A 17744-nucleotide genomic window follows, 5' to 3' on the forward strand; every position below is an offset into this window, starting at 1 on the left:
GATCGAACAGCGCGCGGTCGCGCATGCGCCCCTCCCTGTCGAGGAAGAAGCGGAGGATCGCATGATCCGGGCTTTCCCGGCGCCTCGCTCACCGGCTTCTGCAAATCAAAAGCTGGCCTTTGCTTTGTGAGCACGGATGAGAGAGCCATCGGTAACCGGTATATCTGCGTCGCCTTCGGAATGGCACCCCATACAGGCCGTGAAGTTCGGCCTTACTCCTGCTCTGCCATCCGATAGCCGACGCCCGGTTCCGTGCGCACGATCCGCGGCTGCGTTGGATCCCGCTCGATCTTGTGGCGAAGCTGACCGATGAAGACGCGCAGGTAGTGGAGATCATCGGCGTGGGCTGGCCCCCACACCGACGTCAGCAAGGTGCGGTGGGTCACGACGCGGCCCGCATGCCGGGACAGATGCAGAAGCAGGTCATATTCCTTGGGCGTAAGGCGGATTGTTTCCGAGCCGCGCGAGACCAGGCGGCGGATCGGATCGATGGTGAGGCCGTCGACTTCCATGATCGTTGGGACCGCCTCGCTCCGGCCGCGGTGCCGCAGCGCGCTGCGGATGCGGGCGGTCAGCTCACCGATGCCGAAGGGCTTTTCGACATAGTCATCTGCCCCCAGGTCGAGCGCTGCGATCTTTTCGCTCTCGCGGTCGCGGGCCGAAAGGATGACAATCGGGATATCGCTCCAGCCGCGCAGGCTGGCGATGACCTCCTTGCCGTCCATGTCGGGCAGGCCGAGATCGAGGATGACCAGATCCGGCGCCTGCGTCGCAACCGCTTTCAGCGCCTCCGCGCCGGTCGCTGCTTCAATGACGTCGTAGCCCCCCGCCGCAAGCGATGGCTTCAGGAAGCGCTGGATCTGCGGCTCGTCGTCGACGACGAGAATACGAGACAGGGTCATCTGGGCTCGGTCCTCGATCCCTCGGCTCCGGGGAATCGCATCACGACGCGTGTTCCCCTCTTCTTCAGTGCCGGGCTTTCGGCATGGATCTTTCCACCCATCGCTTCGACGAAACCGCGCGCGATGGAGAGGCCAAGGCCCGTTCCGGGCGCTCGCCCGTCCGGCTTGCCCCTGCGATAGAATTTTTCGAAGACCCGGTCCAGATCTTCCGACGGGATGCCCTTACCAAGGTCCGTGACCGAAATCAGCACGTCCGCGCCGTCGCGCCGCGCATAGACGTTGATCGGCTCCTCGCCGCCATACTTGACCGCATTGTCGAGAAGATTGAACAGCACTTGGCCCAACAGCACGCTGTCGCCCTTGATCAGCGGCAGGTCGGGGGCGATGCCCGTCTCGATGGCGCGGCCGGGCGAATACTTGCGAGTCCGATCGACGGCGGACTGGATGACGTCGGTCACGTCCACCCAGTCGCGCTTGGGCTTCAGCGTGCCGGCCTCAATGCGCGTCATGTCGAGCAGGTTGGCGACGAAGCGGCTCATCCGGCCACTTTCCTCCTCGATCGACTGGAGAAGGTCGTCGCGGTTTTCGGGCGTCATGCGCTCGCCGAGCTGGCGCAGGCCGGTCACGGCGCCGGTGATCGTCGCCAGCGGCGTCCGCAGGTCATGGGAAATCGAGGACAGCAGGGCTTCCCGGTAGCGTTCGCCCTCGAGGCGTGCGGCCTGAGTCACCGTTTCCTCGGCGAGCCGGGCACGATCGAGGGCGATCGCCGTCTGGTCGAGGATGGCCGTAAGGGAACGCTCGGCATTGAGGTCAAGTCGTTCAGCCGAGTGTTCGATTCCGCACACTCCGACAATTCCGTGTGGCCCGAGCAGCGGCCGAAACTCGAAGCGACTGTTCGGCAGAGTGCCCGTCCCATGTCCGGCCGGCTCGCGCTTCTCATGGGCCCAGCGGGCCGCCGTCAAGTCGGTGATGTCCAGATCGCTATCCGGTGGCCATGCTGCTGCCACGCCCAATTCTCCATTGCGGGCAAGAAGGAGAACCACGCTTCGCTTCAGGCTCGCCTGCAACTGCGAGACCGCAAGCCAGATGGCGTCCTCCGTCTTTGCCGTGCCCGCGAGCTTTCGCGAGAAATCGTAGAGTGACTGGAGCGCCGTCGCCCTGATGCGAGCGCCCTCTGCCTGTTCACGTATACGGGAGGCAAAGCCACCGGCGATGATGGCGACAGCAAGAAACACGAACAACGCGAAGACCTCATGCGGCGCGGCGATCGTGAAGGTGTGCAGCGGGTCGATGAAGAAGAAGTTGTAGGCGAGCGTGGACATCAGCGCCGCGAGGAAGGCTGAGAGATAGCCCCCGGAAACCGATGCACCCAGCACGGCGAGCAAGAAGAGAAGCGAAATGTTCGGCAGATCGATAAACTGGTCGATCACCTTGCCGACTGCGGTGGTGGAGGCGACGAAGCCGAACGCGATCACGGCGGATTGCGGCAACAAGGCAAGGTTCGGTGCCGGCAGTCGCAGTGTCGGGCGCCTCTTTTCGTTCTTCTCCGGCGTGACCATGTAGACGCCGAGGCCGGAGGCCTTTCTCGACAGCGCCTCCGGCAGCGACTTCGAGAATAGCCGTTCCATGCCCCGCCGCCGTCTCGTCCCGATCACGATCTGGGTCGCGTGTTCGCGGCGGGCGAGCTTGAGGATCTCCTCGACGAAATCATTGCCGATGATCCGCCGGGTTTCCGCGCCCAGCTGTTCTGCCAGTCGGAAGAGGCTCTCGATTTTCTGAAGGCGTTCGGGCGTCTCCACCTCCCGATCGGCGTGCTCGATGGAAACGACGATCCAGGGTGCGTTCAGCCCGGATGCAAGACGGCTTGCCACCCGCACGACCTTTTCCGACAGGGGATCGGACCCCACGCAGACGATCAGTCGCTCGCCGGTCGCCCAGGGGCCGTCAATGGCGTTCTGCTTGAGGTAGTCGACCATCTGGTCGTCGACGCGGTCAGCCGTGCGGCGAAGGGCAAGCTCGCGAAGCGCTGTGAGGTTGCCGAGACGAAAGAACCTGTCGACCGCCCGGCTTGCACTCTCCGGCAGATAAACCTTGCCTTCCTTGAGGCGATCGATCAGCTCGGTCGGCGGAAGGTCGACGAGGATGACCTCGTCGGCGCGTTTCAATACCACATCCGGTACGCGTTCCCGCACCGTGACGCCGGTAATCTGGGCGACGAGATCGGCCAGGCTTTCCAGATGCTGGATGTTGAGCGCTGTCCAGACATCGATGCCGGCGGCGATCAGTTCTTCGATATCCTGATGCCGCTTGGGGTGGCGGCTGCCTTCGGGGTTGGAGTGCGCCAGTTCGTCGACGATGACGATGCGCGGCTTGCGGGCGAGGGCCGCGTCGAGGTCGAGTTCCTCCAGCATGCGGCCGCGATGGGCGATGCGTTGTCTGGGCAGGACCTCCAGGCCATCGAGAAGGGCGGCCGTCTCGCCGCGGCCGTGGGTCTCGACCAGGCCGACGACGACGTCGATGCCGTCGGCCTTCAGCCGCCCGGCGCGCGACAGCATGGCATAGGTCTTGCCGACGCCGGGGGCCGCGCCCAGGAAGATGGTCAGCTTGCCCCGGCGGTCTTTCTCCGCCAGGGCAAGCAGGGCATCCGGATCCGGTCTGCGGGTCTTGTCGCGATCGTCGTCCGCCATTCGTCCTCTCACGTCTTCAAGGCATCAAGCGTCAGATTGAGCTTCAGCACGTTGATACGCGGTTCGCCGACGAAACCGAAGTCGCGATTTTCGATCCCCTGTTCGACGAGATCGGCGACCGCTGCCTCGGACAGTCCCCGGGCCTTGGCGACGCGGGCAATCTGCGCGCGGGCGAAGTCCGGCGAAATATGCGGGTCGAGGCCCGAGCCCGAGGTCATGACGGAATCGGCGGGGAGCGCGGCTGTAGTGCCCGTTGCCTTCAGCCGTTCGACCTCGGCGGCGACACGGTCGCGAAGCTTGACGGAGGTTGTGCCGAGATTGGAGCCGGAGGAAGCGTTGGCATTGTAGGCGTCCGGCCCGGTCGCGGACGGTCGCGGCCAGAAATAGCGGTCGGATGTGAAGTTCTGGCCGATCAGGGCGGAGCCGATCACGGTTCCGTCCTTCTCGATCAGGCTGCCATTGGCGAGGGCCGGCAGAACGGCTTGGGCAATGCCGGTCACCGCCAGCGGATAAGCGAAGCCGGTCAAAGCCGTCATGGCGACGACGAGAGTAATTGCGGGGCGAAGATGATGGATCATGGCTACACCAGATGAAGAGCGCTGACCGCAAGGTCGATGACCTTGATGCCGGCAAAGGGAAGGATAAGGCCGCCCAGGCCATAGATGAGCAGATTGCGCCGCAGCAGCGAGTCAGCACCCGCCGGGCGGTAGGCGACGCCCTTGAGGGCCAGCGGTATGAGCGCCACAATGATCAGGGCATTGAAGATGACCGCCGAAAGGATGGCAGATTGCGGCGAGGCCAGCCCCATGACGTTCAGGGCATCAAGTGCCGGATAGGTGGCGACGAACAGCGCCGGGATGATGGCGAAGTATTTTGCGACATCGTTGGCGATCGAAAACGTCGTCAGCGAACCGCGCGTCATCAGCAACTGCTTGCCGATCTCGACGATCTCGATGAGCTTCGTCGGGCTGGAATCGAGGTCGACCATGTTGGCGGCCTCGCGGGCGGCCTGGGTTCCGGTCTGCATGGCGACGCCGACATCGGCCTGGGCAAGCGCCGGCGCATCATTGGTGCCGTCGCCGCACATGGCGATCAGCCGGCCGCCCTGTTGCTCGCGCCGGATGAAGGCAAGCTTGTCTTCCGGTGTGGCCTGGGCGAGATAGTCATCGACGCCGGCTTCCGAGGCGATCGCTGCGGCCGTCACCGGGTTGTCGCCGGTCACCATCACGGTACGGATGCCCATGGCGCGAAGCGCTGCGAAGCGCTCCTTGATGCCGGGCTTGACCACATCCTTCAGGTGGATGACGCCGAGCAGCCGGTCGCCGTCCGCCACCGCCAGCGGCGTACCGCCGCTTCGGGCCACCAGGTCCACAGCGCGGTGAAACTCGGAAGGCGCGTCGTCTTCGGTCACGCCGGCAAACTTCAGGACGGCATCTACGGCGCCCTTGCGCAGTTGTCGCGCGCCCTGGTCCACGCCGGACAGGCGCGTTTCGGCGGTAAACGCGACGACGGCATCGAAGCGGGCCTCGGGCGTGGCAATGCCGTGGTCGCCCGTGGCCAGCGCGACGATGGAACGGCCCTCCGGGGTTTCGTCGGACAGGCTGGCCAGAAGGGCCGCCTCCGCCAGTTCCGCCTGGGTGACGCCCGGAACCGGCAGGAAGTCGCTCGCCATGCGGTTGCCGAAGGTGATCGTCCCGGTCTTGTCGAGCAGCAAGGTATCGACGTCGCCGGCAGCCTCCACGGCGCGGCCGGAGGTGGCGATAACATTAAACCGCACCAGGCGGTCCATGCCGGCAATGCCGATGGCCGACAGCAGACCGCCGATCGTCGTCGGGATCAGGGTGACCAGCAGGGCGGCCAGAACCGTGACGGAGATGACGGTGCCGGAATAGCCGGCCAGTCCCCAGATCGCCACACAGACGAAGAGGAAGATCAGCGTCAGGCCTGACAGCAGGATCGACAGCGCGATCTCGTTCGGGGTCTTCTGGCGCTGGGCACCCTCGATCAAGGCGATCATGCGGTCGACGAAGGAGGAGCCGGGAGCAACGGTGATTTTCACCTTGATTTCGTCGGACAACACCTGCGTGCCGCCGGTCACCGCCGAACGGTCGCCGCCGGATTCGCGGATCACCGGCGCGGATTCCCCGGTGATGGCGCTTTCGTTGACAGAAGCAACCCCCTCGATCACTTCGCCGTCGCCGGGAATCAGCTCGCCGGCCGCGACAAGGACGATGTCGCCGATCTTGAGGCTGGACGCGGGAACGGTCTGGATACTGTCGTCAGACGACAGCCGGCGGGCCGTCAGTTCGGATTTGGTGCGCTTCAGGCTATCGGCCTGGGCGCGGCCGCGTCCTTCCGCCACGGCTTCCGCGAATGTGGCGAAGAGAACGGTGAACCAGAGCCAGGCGGAGATCTGGCCGGAAAAGCCGGTTTCCGCCGCACCGGTGACGAGGTCGCGCACGAAGAGCACGGTGACAACGGCGGCCACGACCTCGGTGACGAAGATCACCGGATTGCGCAGCAATTGCCGGGGATCGAGCTTCAGGACAGCGTCGCGCGCTGCCGGCAGCAGGATGGCAGGGTCGAGAAAACCCGGTGCCTTGCGGTCTTTTGACATGGACTGTTCCTTCAGAAGGTCTGGCCGGCCAGCATCGCGAAATGTTCGACGATGGGGCCGAGGGCAAGCGCCGGGAAGAATTGCAGCCCGCCGAGGATGAGGATGATGCCGATCAGCAGGCCGACGAACAGCGGGCCGTCGGTCGGGAAGGTGCCGGCGGACGCAGGTGATTTCACCTTGGCGGCGAGCGAGCCGGCAATGGCCATGACCGGGACGACATAGGCGAAGCGGCCGAGCAGCATGGCGATGCCGAGAGTGGTGTTGTACCAGGGGGTGTTGCCGGTGAGCCCACCGAAGGCCGAGCCGTTATTGCCCGCCGCAGATGTATAGGCATAAAGGATTTCCGACAGGCCGTGCGGGCCGGCCGTGCCGACGCTGGCCACCGCAAAGGGCAGCATGGCCGAGACGGCAGTGAAGCCGAGAATGGCGAGCGGCAGGATGAGGACGGCGAGCATGGCATATTTCATCTCGCGGCCCTCGATCTTCTTGCCGAGGAATTCCGGCGTGCGGCCGACCATCAGGCCTGCCACGAAGACGGAAAGCAGCGCGAAGACCAGCATGCCGTAGAGGCCCGAGCCGACGCCGCCGGGCAGCACTTCGCCAAGCTGGATGAGGAACATCGGCACGAGGCCGCCAAGACCGGTGAAGGAACCGTGCATGCCGTTGACGCCGCCGTCCGACAGGCCGGTGGTGACGGTCGCGTAGAGGGCGGTCATCGCCTGGCCGAAGCGGACTTCCTTGCCCTCCATGTTACCGAGCGCCGGATCGACGCCAAGCCAAGTCAGGATCGGATTGCCCTGGGCTTCCGCCCAATAGGTCGCAGCGACGCCGGCGATCAGCAGCACGGCCATGGCCGAGATCAGGGCCCAGCCCTGGCGACGATTGCCGACCATCTGGCCGAAGGTGTAGACGAGTGCCGCCGAGATCGACAGCATGGCGAAGATGTTGAGATAGTTGGAAAATGCCGTCGGATTCTCGAACGGATGAGCGGCATTGACGTTGAAGAAACCGCCGCCGTTCGTGCCGAGCTGCTTGATCGCTTCCTGGGAAGCGACGGGACCGAGCGCGATGACCTGCTGGCCGCCTTCGAGCGTTGTGGCGGTTACCGAGGCATCGAGCGTCTGCGGCAGGCCCATGGCCACGAAGGCGAGCGCAACGACGATGGCGATCGGCAAGAGCACGTGAAGCGTGGCGCGGGTCATGTCGACCCAGAAATTGCCGAGCGTCGAGACCCTGGAGCGGACGAAGGCCCGGGCGAAGGCGACAGCGAGTGCCATGCCGGTGGCAGCCGACAGGAAGTTCTGCACGGTAAGGCCGGCCATCTGGGCGAAATGGCCGAGCGTCGTTTCGCCGGCATAGTTCTGCCAGTTGGTGTTGGTGACGAAGGACACCGCGGTGTTGAAGGCGAGATCCGGCGCCATGCCGGCAAGACCCCGAGGGTTGAGCGGCAAGTAGGCCTGCAGCCTGAGGATCGCGTAAAGAGCGAGGAAACCGGCTAGCGAAAAGGCCAGCATGGAGACCGTGTAGGCAAGCCAGCCCTGCTCCTTGTCCGGCTGGATGCCGGCGAGGCGATAGAGTCCGCCCTCCAAAGGGGCAAGGACGGGCGAGAGGAAGGTGCGTTCGCCGGAAAACACCTGCGCCATGTAAAGCCCGAGCGGCTTGATGGCGACGAGGACGGCGAGGAAGAGGAGGCCGATCTGCAGCCACCCGACAATGGTCATGGGAATACTCCTCGAAAAATCAGAAGCGTTCGGGCCGCAAAAGGGTAACCACGAGATAGACGCCAAGGGCGACGGCGACGAAAAGGCCGAAAAGAGGTTCAATCATGCTTGCCCCCGTCATAGCCGGTCGAGGGCGCGGGCGTAGAGTGCCAGAACGAGAAGCGTGCCTCCGCCGAGCGCGAGGAAGATGAGGTCGGACATGTCCGTTTCTCCTGTTGATACGAAGACAGGATTAAGGGTGCCTCAGGTCAGGCTTCGATTGCGAAGAGGCGGGAGGGGAATAAGGAAAAGATAAGGATGCCCCTAACGGACGACTATCGACCATCGCCAATGATAGTCCCACTACCGAGCAGGCTTCGTGCCTTCCGAACCGGATGTCCGCTTATTGAAGGTGGGGCCGGCCACCGGGAACGACCGACATGAGAGCGCATACGGAAATCATTTCCGGTAAGGGGCCGTCAGGAGACGGACAGCTTCCGGCCGTTCTACCCGCCAAGCAGACGCTGTCATTTTGTGTCGGAGTAAAGTGATCTCTCGAATAAGGCACTGATTACTCAGCCTCGCTCCTCGATCTTGACAATGCGGCCCTCTTCCAATGTCAGGATACGGTCAGCGCGGTCGAGGATGTGGTTGTCATGGGTGACGAGCAAAGTCGTGGTACCCCGCGCTTCGCCCATGCGCTTCAACAGATCGACGACCTCGGCCGCACAGTCCTTGTCCAGTGCGGCGGTGGGCTCGTCTGTCAGCACCAGCGCCGGGTCGGAGACAAGGGCCCGAGCCACGGCCACGCGCTGTTTCTGCCAACCTGACAAGTTGGCGGGCAGGTAGGTCTTGCGGTCCGTCAGGCCGACAAGACCAAGCGCATGGGCGGCCGCGTGTTCCGCCAGGCCGTCGGACACGGCACCATGCACCTGCACCGGCTGGCCGACGACGACGGTATTGATGCGGTCCTGCCTGATCTCTACCTCGGCCATCATCTGGTCCGTGTCGCCCATGTCCATGATGCCGTCGGCAGGGGGGCGCTGCCCAGCGCGTAACATGGATGTCGAGGATTGTACCGGTGATCGGGGCCACGAACTCGGCGCGCCCAAGATCAAGCGGCACACGGGCACGAAGGCGGTCAGCAGCGCACTCCGCATCCCACCCGACGAACCTGCGACATAGGTCGCAAGCAGACGCTTGCTGTGGCCCGGCATCAGGGCATTGACAGCACCCGGCACCAGCCCCAGGGACAGGAAGGCAAGAAGTGCAGTAGCCCCGCCGCCACCCGCCAATGTGCGCACATGCTGCCCGAAGGTGAAATAGGTCTCTTTCTGATACTCCAGTATCTAGGCCAGCATGTCAGGCGACCTTGAGCGCTAGCCAGGCCAACACCAGATAGCGGCCGACCTTGGCGATGGTGACGAGCGTGACAAACGTCGGCAACGGGACCCGCAGCACACCCGCGACAACGGTCAGCGGATCGCCGATGATCGGAACCCAGCTTGCCAGCAGAGACCACTTTCCATAACGCCGGTACCAACCCTCAGCCTTGTCGAGTTTTTCCGGCGAGACCGGGAACCATCGACGGTCGCGGTAGTGCTCGATTCCACGCCCCAGTATCCAGTTGACCACCGAACCCAGCACATTGCCGATGCTCGCAACGCCAAGCAGTGTTACAAGTGGGTACCGATCTGCGACGATCATCATGGCAAGCACCGCCTCCGACTGCGCCGGCAGAATCGTGGCCGCGAGAAATGCAGCGCCGAACAGGCCGGCATAGGCAGCAAGGTCAGTGTTCACGCGGCCAGTCCGGATGCAGCCGGTCGATCATGAAGGCGTGGCTGTGTCGATGCCCATATCGGTGATGACCCTCCATCAGATGGGGATGGTTTTCTTCCAGATCGTCATGGCTGTGTTCGATGTCCGCCTCGTCAGAGGGCCGCCAGACCCGGACTGCTGCGATCAAACCAAGGCCGGCCAAGATGCCAAGGACCATCGCCGTCCACGACAGGCCAATGGTTGCGCCGAGCCATCCGGCGAGTGGGTAGGTTATCAGCCAAGCCGCATGGGACAAGGCGAAATGGGCCGCGAACAAGGCCGGACGATCCTCGGCATGGGCGGACCGGCGCAACAACCGGCCGGACGGTGTCTGCACGATCGAATAACCGAGCCCGATCAGTAGCCATACCGCCAGTAGCGTCGCGTAGTTGCTGACGAATGCCGTCGTGAGCAGCCCGGCGATCAGGATAGCGGCTCCTAAGAGCATCACCGGATGGTCTGCGACGCTGTCGAGTAGTCTTGGCAGCGACAGTGCCGCGACCATCGAGCCGCATCCAAAGGCGGCGAGCGCCAGGGCCGTATCCGATTGCGACAGCCCGAGATTCACCTGGACGAAGACGACGGTGTTGACGATGACCATGGCGCCTGCTGCGGAAACGGTGAGGCAGAGCGCCAGAAGGCCGCGCAGTCGCGGGGTCGCCAGATAAAGGCGAAGGCCGCGGGTGGTCCGCTCATAGATGCTTCGGCGCTCCTTCGAAGGATGGCGCGGCAAGACCACGGACACCACCAGGGCCGCAGACGCCAGAAAACCCACGACAGTGCCGGCAAAGAGCGAATGAAAGGATATGACCGTCAGTAGCGCTGCCGCCAGCATCGGGCTGACAAGGCTTTCGAGATCGTAGGCGAGCCTCGAAAGCGACAGGGCACGGGTGTAATCCCTCTCGTCGGGCAGGACGTCGGGAATGGTTGCCTGGAAGGCCGGCGTGAAGGCGGCGGAGGCCGACTGAAGCACGAGGATCAGCACATAGACCTGCCAGATCTCGGTGACGAAGGGCAGGCACAGTGCCACAGCCGCCCGCACCAGATCGAGGCTGACCAGCATGGCGCGGCGCGGCAGGACTTCTGCGAAAGCCCCGGCAATCGGTGCGACCGTGACATAGGCGATCATCTTGATGGCGAGCGCCGTTCCCAAGACCGCGCCCGCCCGATCTCCGGCCAGGTCATAGGCCAGCAAACCGAGCGCGACCGTCGCAAGCCCCGTTCCAACCAGCGCGATCACCTGCGCCAGGAACAGATGCCGGTAGGTTCGATTGGCTAGAACGCCCAGCATGGCGGCTCCCTCAGAGATATTTGGTGATCGCCTTGAACTCGTCGATCGCCTTGCGCTGCTCGCGGTCGAGCGCGCCGACGGTCTCGTCAAGACAGTGGTCGAGATGATCCTGGATCAGCGTGCGCTTGGCGTTCTCGACCGCCTTCTCCACCGCATGAAGCTGCTGGGCGATGTCGAGGCACGGCCTGCCGGCATCGATCATGGCGATCACGCTCTTCAAGTGGCCCTCGGCCCGCTTCAGCCGTTTGACTATGTCGGGATGGGATTCGTGTCGATGCTCTGCCATGGTTTCTCTTCCTATCCCCCTGGAGGGGATATATCAACGCGCTTTCTTGTTTTCCTTGACCAATCACGTCTATCTGCTTGCTCATGCTTCTTCGCGATAGGAAGCGATTCGGGGTGACCTGAGATCCTGAACCTCCTCCAGATTTTGGTAGAGTCCGTCACAACGAGGAGACGGACGAATGAAGCGTTCACGGTTCACGGAAAAACAGATTATCAAGATATTGAAGGAGCAGGGTGAGCCTTGGCGAACGGTGCGGAGACGGTGGACGTCTGCCGCAAGCACGGCATTTCGGATGTAACCTTCTACAAATACAAGGCGAAGTATGGCGGCATCGACGGTGAAGCGGAAAAGCAGATGATCCTGTGAATCATTTGCCCGCTGAACGATGCGCAAGCTGAAGGCGCTCGAGGACGAGAACGCCAAGCTGAAGAAGCTGCTCGCCGAAGCCATGCTGGACAATGCGATCCTGAAGGATGTCGCTGCAAAAAAATGGTGACGCCCGATGTGAAGCGGGATGCGGTGGCTCACGTCTGTGCGCAGCACGGGGTGAGCCAGCGTCGGGCGTGCGAGGTTCTGTCTGTGGATCGGTCGAGCATTCGATATCGCAGCGCGCGGCCTGACGATGCGTCCATCCGCGAGGCGATGAAGAAGGTGGCGTCGGAGCGTCGTCGCTTCGGCTATCGCCGTATCCATGTCATGCTCGACCGGCAGGGGATCGTCATGAACCTGAAGAAGCTTCGAGGTCTCTATCGGGAGGAGAAGCTGACGGTGCGCAAGCGTGGCGGCCGAAAGCGGGCCCTGGGGACGAGACGTCCTTTGGCTCTGCCGTCGCGTCCGGGCGAGCGCTGGAGCCTGGACTTCGTCAGCGATGCCTTCACCGACGGTCGTCGCTTTCGGGTGCTGGCGGTCGTCGACGACTTTACACGCGAATGCCTATGCCTGGTCGCCGATACATCCCTGTCGGGGGCACGGCTTGCCCGCGAACTGGATAGTCTCATCGCTCGACGGGGAAAGCCGAGGACGATTGTCTCGGACAACGGCACGGAGATGACCAGTATGGCCGTCCTCAAATGGTGCCAGGAGACCAAGGTCGAATGGCATTACATCGCTCCCGGCAAGCCGATGCAAAACAGCTTCGTCGAAAGCTTCAACGGCAGCTTCCGCGACGAGTGCCTGAACGAGACCCTGTTCTCGTCGCTCACCCAGGCCCGCGCCGCCATCACTGCATGGAAGGAGGATTACAACAAAAACAGACCGCACTCGTCGCTGGGCAATATCACCCCCAGCGAGTTCGCAATGAAAATGGCTATGGAAAAACGGGCCGCATGAGGCCAGATTAGAAACCCAAGACTCTCCCGAAAACTGGAGGGAGATTGGGTCTCAGGTCACGATCCCGATGCCAAGATCGCGAAGGACCTTCGTTCTGCATTCATCGCGGAATACTGCCGCGCAGTCTACGTACCCCTTGTGGCGAGCGAGTTGGAAATTATGGCACTCGAGGCTGCAACGATTGCCATCGCGCGATCGGAGAACATTCTCTGGAATCGAGCGACTACAATGGTATATCCCGAGCCTACGGAACTCGTGGATGCGCTGATTGCGAAGCTAGGATTGTCGCGACGTGAAATCGAAGCGATTGAGCGACAGCGTTTGCGCTTCGACCATCCTGCCGCACGCTCAGGACTGCTGGCATCCTGACCAATCAGGTAACATCGCAGGCGGAAATAATTTCCGCCTGCGATACCCTGCATAAACATAGTCGAATACCGCAAGCGCTAGATGCATTTCCATCTTTCAGTGGATGCTGAAATAAATTCCGCATCCGCATCCGCATCGCTTTTCCCCGTCATGCTATCACCCAACGGGGTTGAAAGTGCTCTTTCAACATTTGCATTTGAGGAGGAATTTTCTGTCTAAACGTCAGACCAAAGTACGTCGCCGCCCGTGTGCTGCCAACATACAGGTACTTCCCATAGAGGTCCGGCTTGGCGTCAACTAACGCATCCATATCGACGAAGAAAGCGGCTTCAAACTCGAGGCCTTTGATATGTTTGATATCAAAGACGCGTACGGTTTCTTTGCTGCCGAGGGATTTTCCATCTTTGCATGCTTCTGCCTTGTAGTTAATCTCAACCAAGGCGGCGTTGAGCGCATGAGTCAGCGGCTCTACTTGATCCTCGCTGTTCACGAGCACTGCAATAGAAGGTAAGCGGCCCTCTCGGATTTCAATTTCCCGCATGCGATCAGCGAGCCAAGCCGCCTTGGCGGAGACGCTTTCCAAGTCCTCGCCCCACACCGGTGCAATCCCTTCGATGTCGTTGAAGTCTGGAAGCGTGACTTCCTCACTATGTCCATCTATCGAGCTGATAGCACCCGCCAATTCAACCAGCTTGCGCGTTTGCCGATAGGAAATCTTCACAGAGTATCGCCTGATCTGGGAGCTAATCCAGTCAAAGTCTTTGTCCGTTCGAATTCCCCAATCCGTCAGCCGCTGATTGAAATCACCGCAAACGAAGAATGAGTTAAGCGCGGGATTGGCCAGCTCACGCATAATTGCGAGTTGGATCAACGAGAAGTCCGTGACTTCATCGACGAGGATTTGATTTTTGTAGAGGCTCTTGATGTTGGACAGTATGCCTTGGCTCGGTTCGTAGTCACGAACTCGATCCGAACTCCGGTTCAGCTCCCGACCGATCCGAAGCATTGCAAGAATCAATAAATCGAGTTCACGCCAGCAAATTGCAGACGGCGCAGGTGGCTTTTCCAAGTACCACTCGCCAGCTAGTGCTGGGTCTGTTCTGAAGGCTCGAAATTTGACGACGATCGAATGCAATATCACGCGATCAAGTCTCAGAAACTTTCTGATCGCCCTTTGGGTCGTCGATATCTGCGCAAGCTGTTTCAGCTGTTCCGGTGTCGGCAAATTGGCATCGGTGAGCCAATCTGCTATCCTCGCTGCAAAGCTCGTCGAGCCTAGCTTCCTTCCACGAGCCTTCGCATTCGCCAGTGTTCGAAGCACTTTTTCAAACTGAGCAAGGGCCGCGCGCCTGCCTTGCGCTGTTAGCCTCCCGCGATCGTCATCTTCATCGTCGTCAAAGGGCTCATCACTGTCCTCCGGGCTTTCGTCACCGCTCAGCTGACGACGAAAGTCTGCAGCTTGCTTGCCAAAATCCGCGAGAAAATTCTGATTATATTTCAGAATGCGATTCACTAACTGGGTCGGGATTTTGCTGAACTCGCCCCTTAACTGCGTGAGTTGCCGCGTTAATTCTTCACGAATTTGAAGCATATCCTCGATGATGCGGGCGTCGACACCACCTCTTCGCGTCGAAAGGATATTGGCGATCTTTCTGCCCAATTCCACGACCTCTGGGCTTGAGGAGCGTTGGAGCGCCGAGGCCTCCCCGTTCAACTCTTCCGTGAAAGCGTTCCAGAAATAGGATATGAAGCTATCATACCAAACTGCGTCATCGGATGAACGGCGTTTGTCGACCAGGTATCGCGAATTCTCCTCTCGCAATACAAACAGGCCCCGCTTGCTGGTGGTGTTCAATAGATCAAGATGGTCCCGAGCGATCTGATCACGATACTCATCCCATGTCTTGATGTTCTCATCAGTCGCGGGAATTCCTTCATTGTTGAAATTCCTTGTCACATACTGCTTCAAGAGCTCGGTGGGCGAAAACATCATCCAGCTGCGAGCATGGTCCGAAAGCGGGCCCGCGATCTCGATGGCAGATCGCTCTGCCTCACTCAGCGATCCTTCGCTGAGATCGACCTTCTGACCGAGTCGACGGATCAGAGTTGTCGTCTTACCGGTACCGGGCGGCCCAGAAAGAAACAGCTGCGTATTGATGGGCAGGCGGTAGATTTCATCCTGATACTCATCGACAAGCCGTTCTTGACGGAGCGCGAAGCCCTCCACGCGTGGTCGGCTGATGCCTTCTGTTGATTTGCACTGAGAGCTGACCCGGGATTTGCGCCGAGAAGTGACCCGCCTTAGGTATCGTCCGTCGTGGTTGGGGTGGTCAAGTTCCTCCGTTTCTCCTTCGTCGCTTTGGGCTCATGGGCCGAACTGTTTTTGAATCGGAAGCTGTCGTTTCCGGTTTCGAGGATATGGCAATGGTGCGTGAGGCGGTCGAGCAGCGCGGTGGTCATCTTGGCATCGCCGAACACGCTGGCCCATTCGCTGAAGCTCAGGTTGGTGGTGATGATGACGCTCGTGTGCTCGTAGAGTTTGCTCAGCAGATGGAATAGCAGTGCACCGCCTGAAGCACTGAACGGCAGGTAACCGAGCTCGTCGAGGATGACGAGGTCGGAGTGTGCCAGGCGATTAGCGATCTGGCCTGGACGACCTTGGGACTTCTCCTGCTCGAGAGCATTGACCAGCTCCACGGTCGAGAAGAACCGAACCCGCTTGTGATGATGTTCGATGGCCTGGACACCGATCGCTGTGGCGATATGCGTCTTGCCCGTGCCGGGACCGCCGACCAGGACGATGTTGTTGGCCTCGTCGAGGAAGTCGCAACGATGAAGCTGACGGACCAGCGCCTCGTTGATCTCACTGCTGGTGAAGTCGAAGCCGTTCAGATCACGATAGGCTGGAAAGCGTGCCGTCTTGAGCTGGTAGGCTGTCGATCGAACCTCTCGTTCCGCGGTCTCAGCCTTGAGGAGCTGCGACAGGACCGGGATGGCGGCCTCGAATGCCGGCGCTCCCTGCTCTGTGAGTTCACCCACCGCTTGGGCCATGCCGTGCATCTTCAGTTGCCGCAGCATGATGACGATAGCGCCGCTTGCCGGATTATGACGCATGGCGAACCTCCGTCTTTCTGAGCGCGTCGTAGCGTTCGACATTGGCCTTGGGCTCGTTGGTGAGCGTCAGGGCCTGAGGCGCGTCGATGGTGGGCGGTGTGAAGGATTTGCCGTCGACGAGGCGATGCAGCAGGTTCAGCACGTGGGTCTTGGTCGGAACGCCGGACTTCAGCGCCATGTCGACCGCCGACAGCACGGCCTGTTCGTCGTGCTGAAGGACCAGTGCCAGGATATCGACCATCTCGCGGTCTCCACCTGGCTTCTTGAGGAGATATTGCTGCAAGCTCTTGAATGCATCCGGCAGCTCGACGAATGGTGCGCCATTGCGAAGAGCGCCAGGCTTGCGCTGCACCACCGCCAGATAGTGCCGCCAGTCGTAGATCGTCTGTCCCGGCCGGTCATGGGAACGATCGATGACGCGACGATGCTCGCAGACAATCTGGCCTTCCGCAGCAACCACGACACGATCCGGATAGACCCGCAGGCTCACCGGTCGATTGGCGAAGGATGCCGGGACGCTGTAGCGATTGCGCTCCAGATGGACGAGGCAGGTTGGCGTCACCCGCTTCGTATATTCGACGAAGCCGTCGAACGGCCGGGTAACAGGCATCAGCGCCAGAGCTTCCTCAGCCCAGATGTCGGCGATGGTGCCGCGCATCTGTCCGTGCGGGGTCTTTGCCCAGAACTCCTTGCATCGAAGCTCCAGCCAGTCGTTCAGGGCATCCAATGATGGAAAGCGCGGAACAGGTTGGAAGAAGCGATGACGCGCATCCTGAACATTCTTCTCGACCTGCCCTTTCTCCCAACCGGACGCCGGATTGCAAAACTCCGGCTCGAACACGTAGTGACTGGCCATCGCCAGGAAGCGCACGTTGACATCGCGCTCCTTGCCACGCCCGACCTTGTCGATTGCCGTGCGCATGTTGTCGTAGATGCCGCGGCCGGGGATGCCGCCGAAGACCCGGAATGCATGATTATGGGCATCGAACAGCATCTCATGCGTCTGCAGGAGATAGGCCCGAACAATGAAAGCGCGGCTGTAGCTCAGCTTCGTATGTGCGACCTGCAGCTTGGTGCGCTCATTACCGATGATGGCCCAGTCTTCCGACCAGTCGAACTGGAACGCTTCGCCCGGTTCGAAGGCTAGAGGCACGAACGTTCCCCGCCCTGTCGTCTGGAATTCCCTCTGCCGGTCTGACTTCCATTCCCGGGCAAACGCTGCAACACGGCAATAGGAACCGCCGTAGCCGAGGCTCACCAGGTCGGCATGGAGTTGCTTCAGGGTGCGCTTCTGCTTGCGGCCCTTCTTCGATTCCGTCTTCAGCCAGGCCGACAGCCGATCCGCGAACGGATCAAGCTTGCTCGGCCGCTCCGGGACCTTGAACTTCGGCTCCACGCTGTCCAGGCGCAGGTACTTGCGGACAGTGTTCCGGGACAGGCCGGTCCTGCGGCAAATCTCCCGGATCGATAGATGCTCTCGAAAATGCCAGCGTCGGATTACGCTCAGTAACGCCATGTCGATCACTCCAGAGCCCCCGCTGAAACCTCGCGAGGGATGATTGAAACATGGGTCAAATCTCAGTGATAATTTCCCGCAATCCCGGGTCAGTTCTCAGTGCAAAACAACA

Annotated in this window: 13 protein-coding genes and 1 pseudogene; 1 reads left to right on the top strand and 13 read right to left on the bottom strand. The window is 61.4% G+C overall.

All coding sequences use genetic code 11. The annotated features are described in order from the left end of the window. Positions 1-212: 212 nt before the first annotated feature. The 10 genes from RHIZ70P_RS11885 to RHIZ70P_RS11930 form a co-directional block, all read right to left on the bottom strand. Positions 213-902: a response regulator gene (locus tag RHIZ70P_RS11885; protein ID WP_115670511.1), complete on the bottom strand. Its 690-nt coding sequence runs from the start codon at positions 900-902 to the stop codon at positions 213-215. Continuing rightward, on the bottom strand, positions 899-3589 hold the full coding sequence (locus RHIZ70P_RS11890; protein WP_115670512.1) for a sensor histidine kinase: 2691 nt from the start codon (positions 3587-3589) through the stop codon (positions 899-901). The genes RHIZ70P_RS11885 and RHIZ70P_RS11890 overlap by 4 nt, the downstream gene beginning before the upstream one ends. 8 nt (positions 3590-3597) lie before the next feature. Continuing rightward, entirely contained in the window at positions 3598-4167 is a 570-nt protein-coding gene (gene kdpC, locus RHIZ70P_RS11895) for a potassium-transporting ATPase subunit KdpC (RefSeq protein ID WP_115670513.1), read from the bottom strand. Positions 4168-4169: 2 nt separating this feature from the next. Beyond that, positions 4170-6206 carry a potassium-transporting ATPase subunit KdpB gene (gene kdpB, locus RHIZ70P_RS11900; protein ID WP_115670514.1) on the bottom strand — a complete coding sequence of 679 codons (2037 nt, stop codon included), beginning with the start codon at positions 6204-6206 and terminating at the stop codon, positions 4170-4172. An 11-nt stretch (positions 6207-6217) separates the two neighbouring features. After that, positions 6218-7927 carry a potassium-transporting ATPase subunit KdpA gene (gene kdpA, locus RHIZ70P_RS11905; protein ID WP_115670515.1) on the bottom strand — a complete coding sequence of 570 codons (1710 nt, stop codon included), beginning with the start codon at positions 7925-7927 and terminating at the stop codon, positions 6218-6220. Between the two features lie 19 nt (positions 7928-7946). Next, the gene (kdpF, locus tag RHIZ70P_RS23475) at positions 7947-8048 is read right to left on the bottom strand and encodes a K(+)-transporting ATPase subunit F (protein WP_210209739.1); all 102 of its coding nucleotides are present in this window, start codon (positions 8046-8048) and stop codon (positions 7947-7949) included. A 433-nt stretch (positions 8049-8481) separates the two neighbouring features. Then, the gene (locus tag RHIZ70P_RS11915; protein WP_115670546.1) at positions 8482-9123 is read right to left on the bottom strand and encodes an ATP-binding cassette domain-containing protein; all 642 of its coding nucleotides are present in this window, start codon (positions 9121-9123) and stop codon (positions 8482-8484) included. Between the two features lie 145 nt (positions 9124-9268). Further along, on the bottom strand, positions 9269-9709 hold the full coding sequence (locus RHIZ70P_RS11920; protein ID WP_235842216.1) for a YqaA family protein: 441 nt from the start codon (positions 9707-9709) through the stop codon (positions 9269-9271). Next, positions 9699-11018 (bottom strand): MFS transporter, encoded by a 1320-nt coding sequence (locus tag RHIZ70P_RS11925; RefSeq protein ID WP_115670516.1) that lies wholly within the window; start codon positions 11016-11018, stop codon positions 9699-9701. The genes RHIZ70P_RS11920 and RHIZ70P_RS11925 overlap by 11 nt, the downstream gene beginning before the upstream one ends. Before the next feature lie 10 nt (positions 11019-11028). Further along, complete coding sequence (locus RHIZ70P_RS11930) at positions 11029-11304, bottom strand: metal-sensing transcriptional repressor (RefSeq protein ID WP_115670517.1); 276 nt, start codon at positions 11302-11304, stop codon at positions 11029-11031. A gap of 178 nt (positions 11305-11482) precedes the next feature. On the opposite strand from RHIZ70P_RS11930, the pseudogene RHIZ70P_RS11935 reads away from it, so the two are divergent. Then, positions 11483-12633: pseudogene (locus tag RHIZ70P_RS11935) on the top strand (IS3 family transposase). 517 nt (positions 12634-13150) lie between these two features. On the opposite strand, the gene RHIZ70P_RS11940 reads toward RHIZ70P_RS11935, so the two are convergent. From RHIZ70P_RS11940 to istA, 3 genes are all read right to left on the bottom strand, one after another. Continuing rightward, the gene (locus RHIZ70P_RS11940; protein ID WP_115670518.1) at positions 13151-15229 is read right to left on the bottom strand and encodes an ATP-binding domain-containing protein; all 2079 of its coding nucleotides are present in this window, start codon (positions 15227-15229) and stop codon (positions 13151-13153) included. A 74-nt stretch (positions 15230-15303) separates the two neighbouring features. Next, a complete protein-coding gene (gene istB / locus RHIZ70P_RS11945; protein ID WP_115670519.1) occupies positions 15304-16116 on the bottom strand; it encodes an IS21-like element helper ATPase IstB in 813 nt (270 codons plus the stop codon). After that, on the bottom strand, positions 16106-17632 hold the full coding sequence (istA, locus tag RHIZ70P_RS11950; protein WP_115670520.1) for an IS21 family transposase: 1527 nt from the start codon (positions 17630-17632) through the stop codon (positions 16106-16108). The genes istB and istA overlap by 11 nt, the downstream gene beginning before the upstream one ends. Positions 17633-17744: the final 112 nt, after the last annotated feature.

The organism is Paenirhizobium selenitireducens ATCC BAA-1503, assembly GCF_900492185.1.
Lineage (GTDB): Bacteria > Pseudomonadota > Alphaproteobacteria > Rhizobiales > Rhizobiaceae > Allorhizobium > Allorhizobium selenitireducens_A.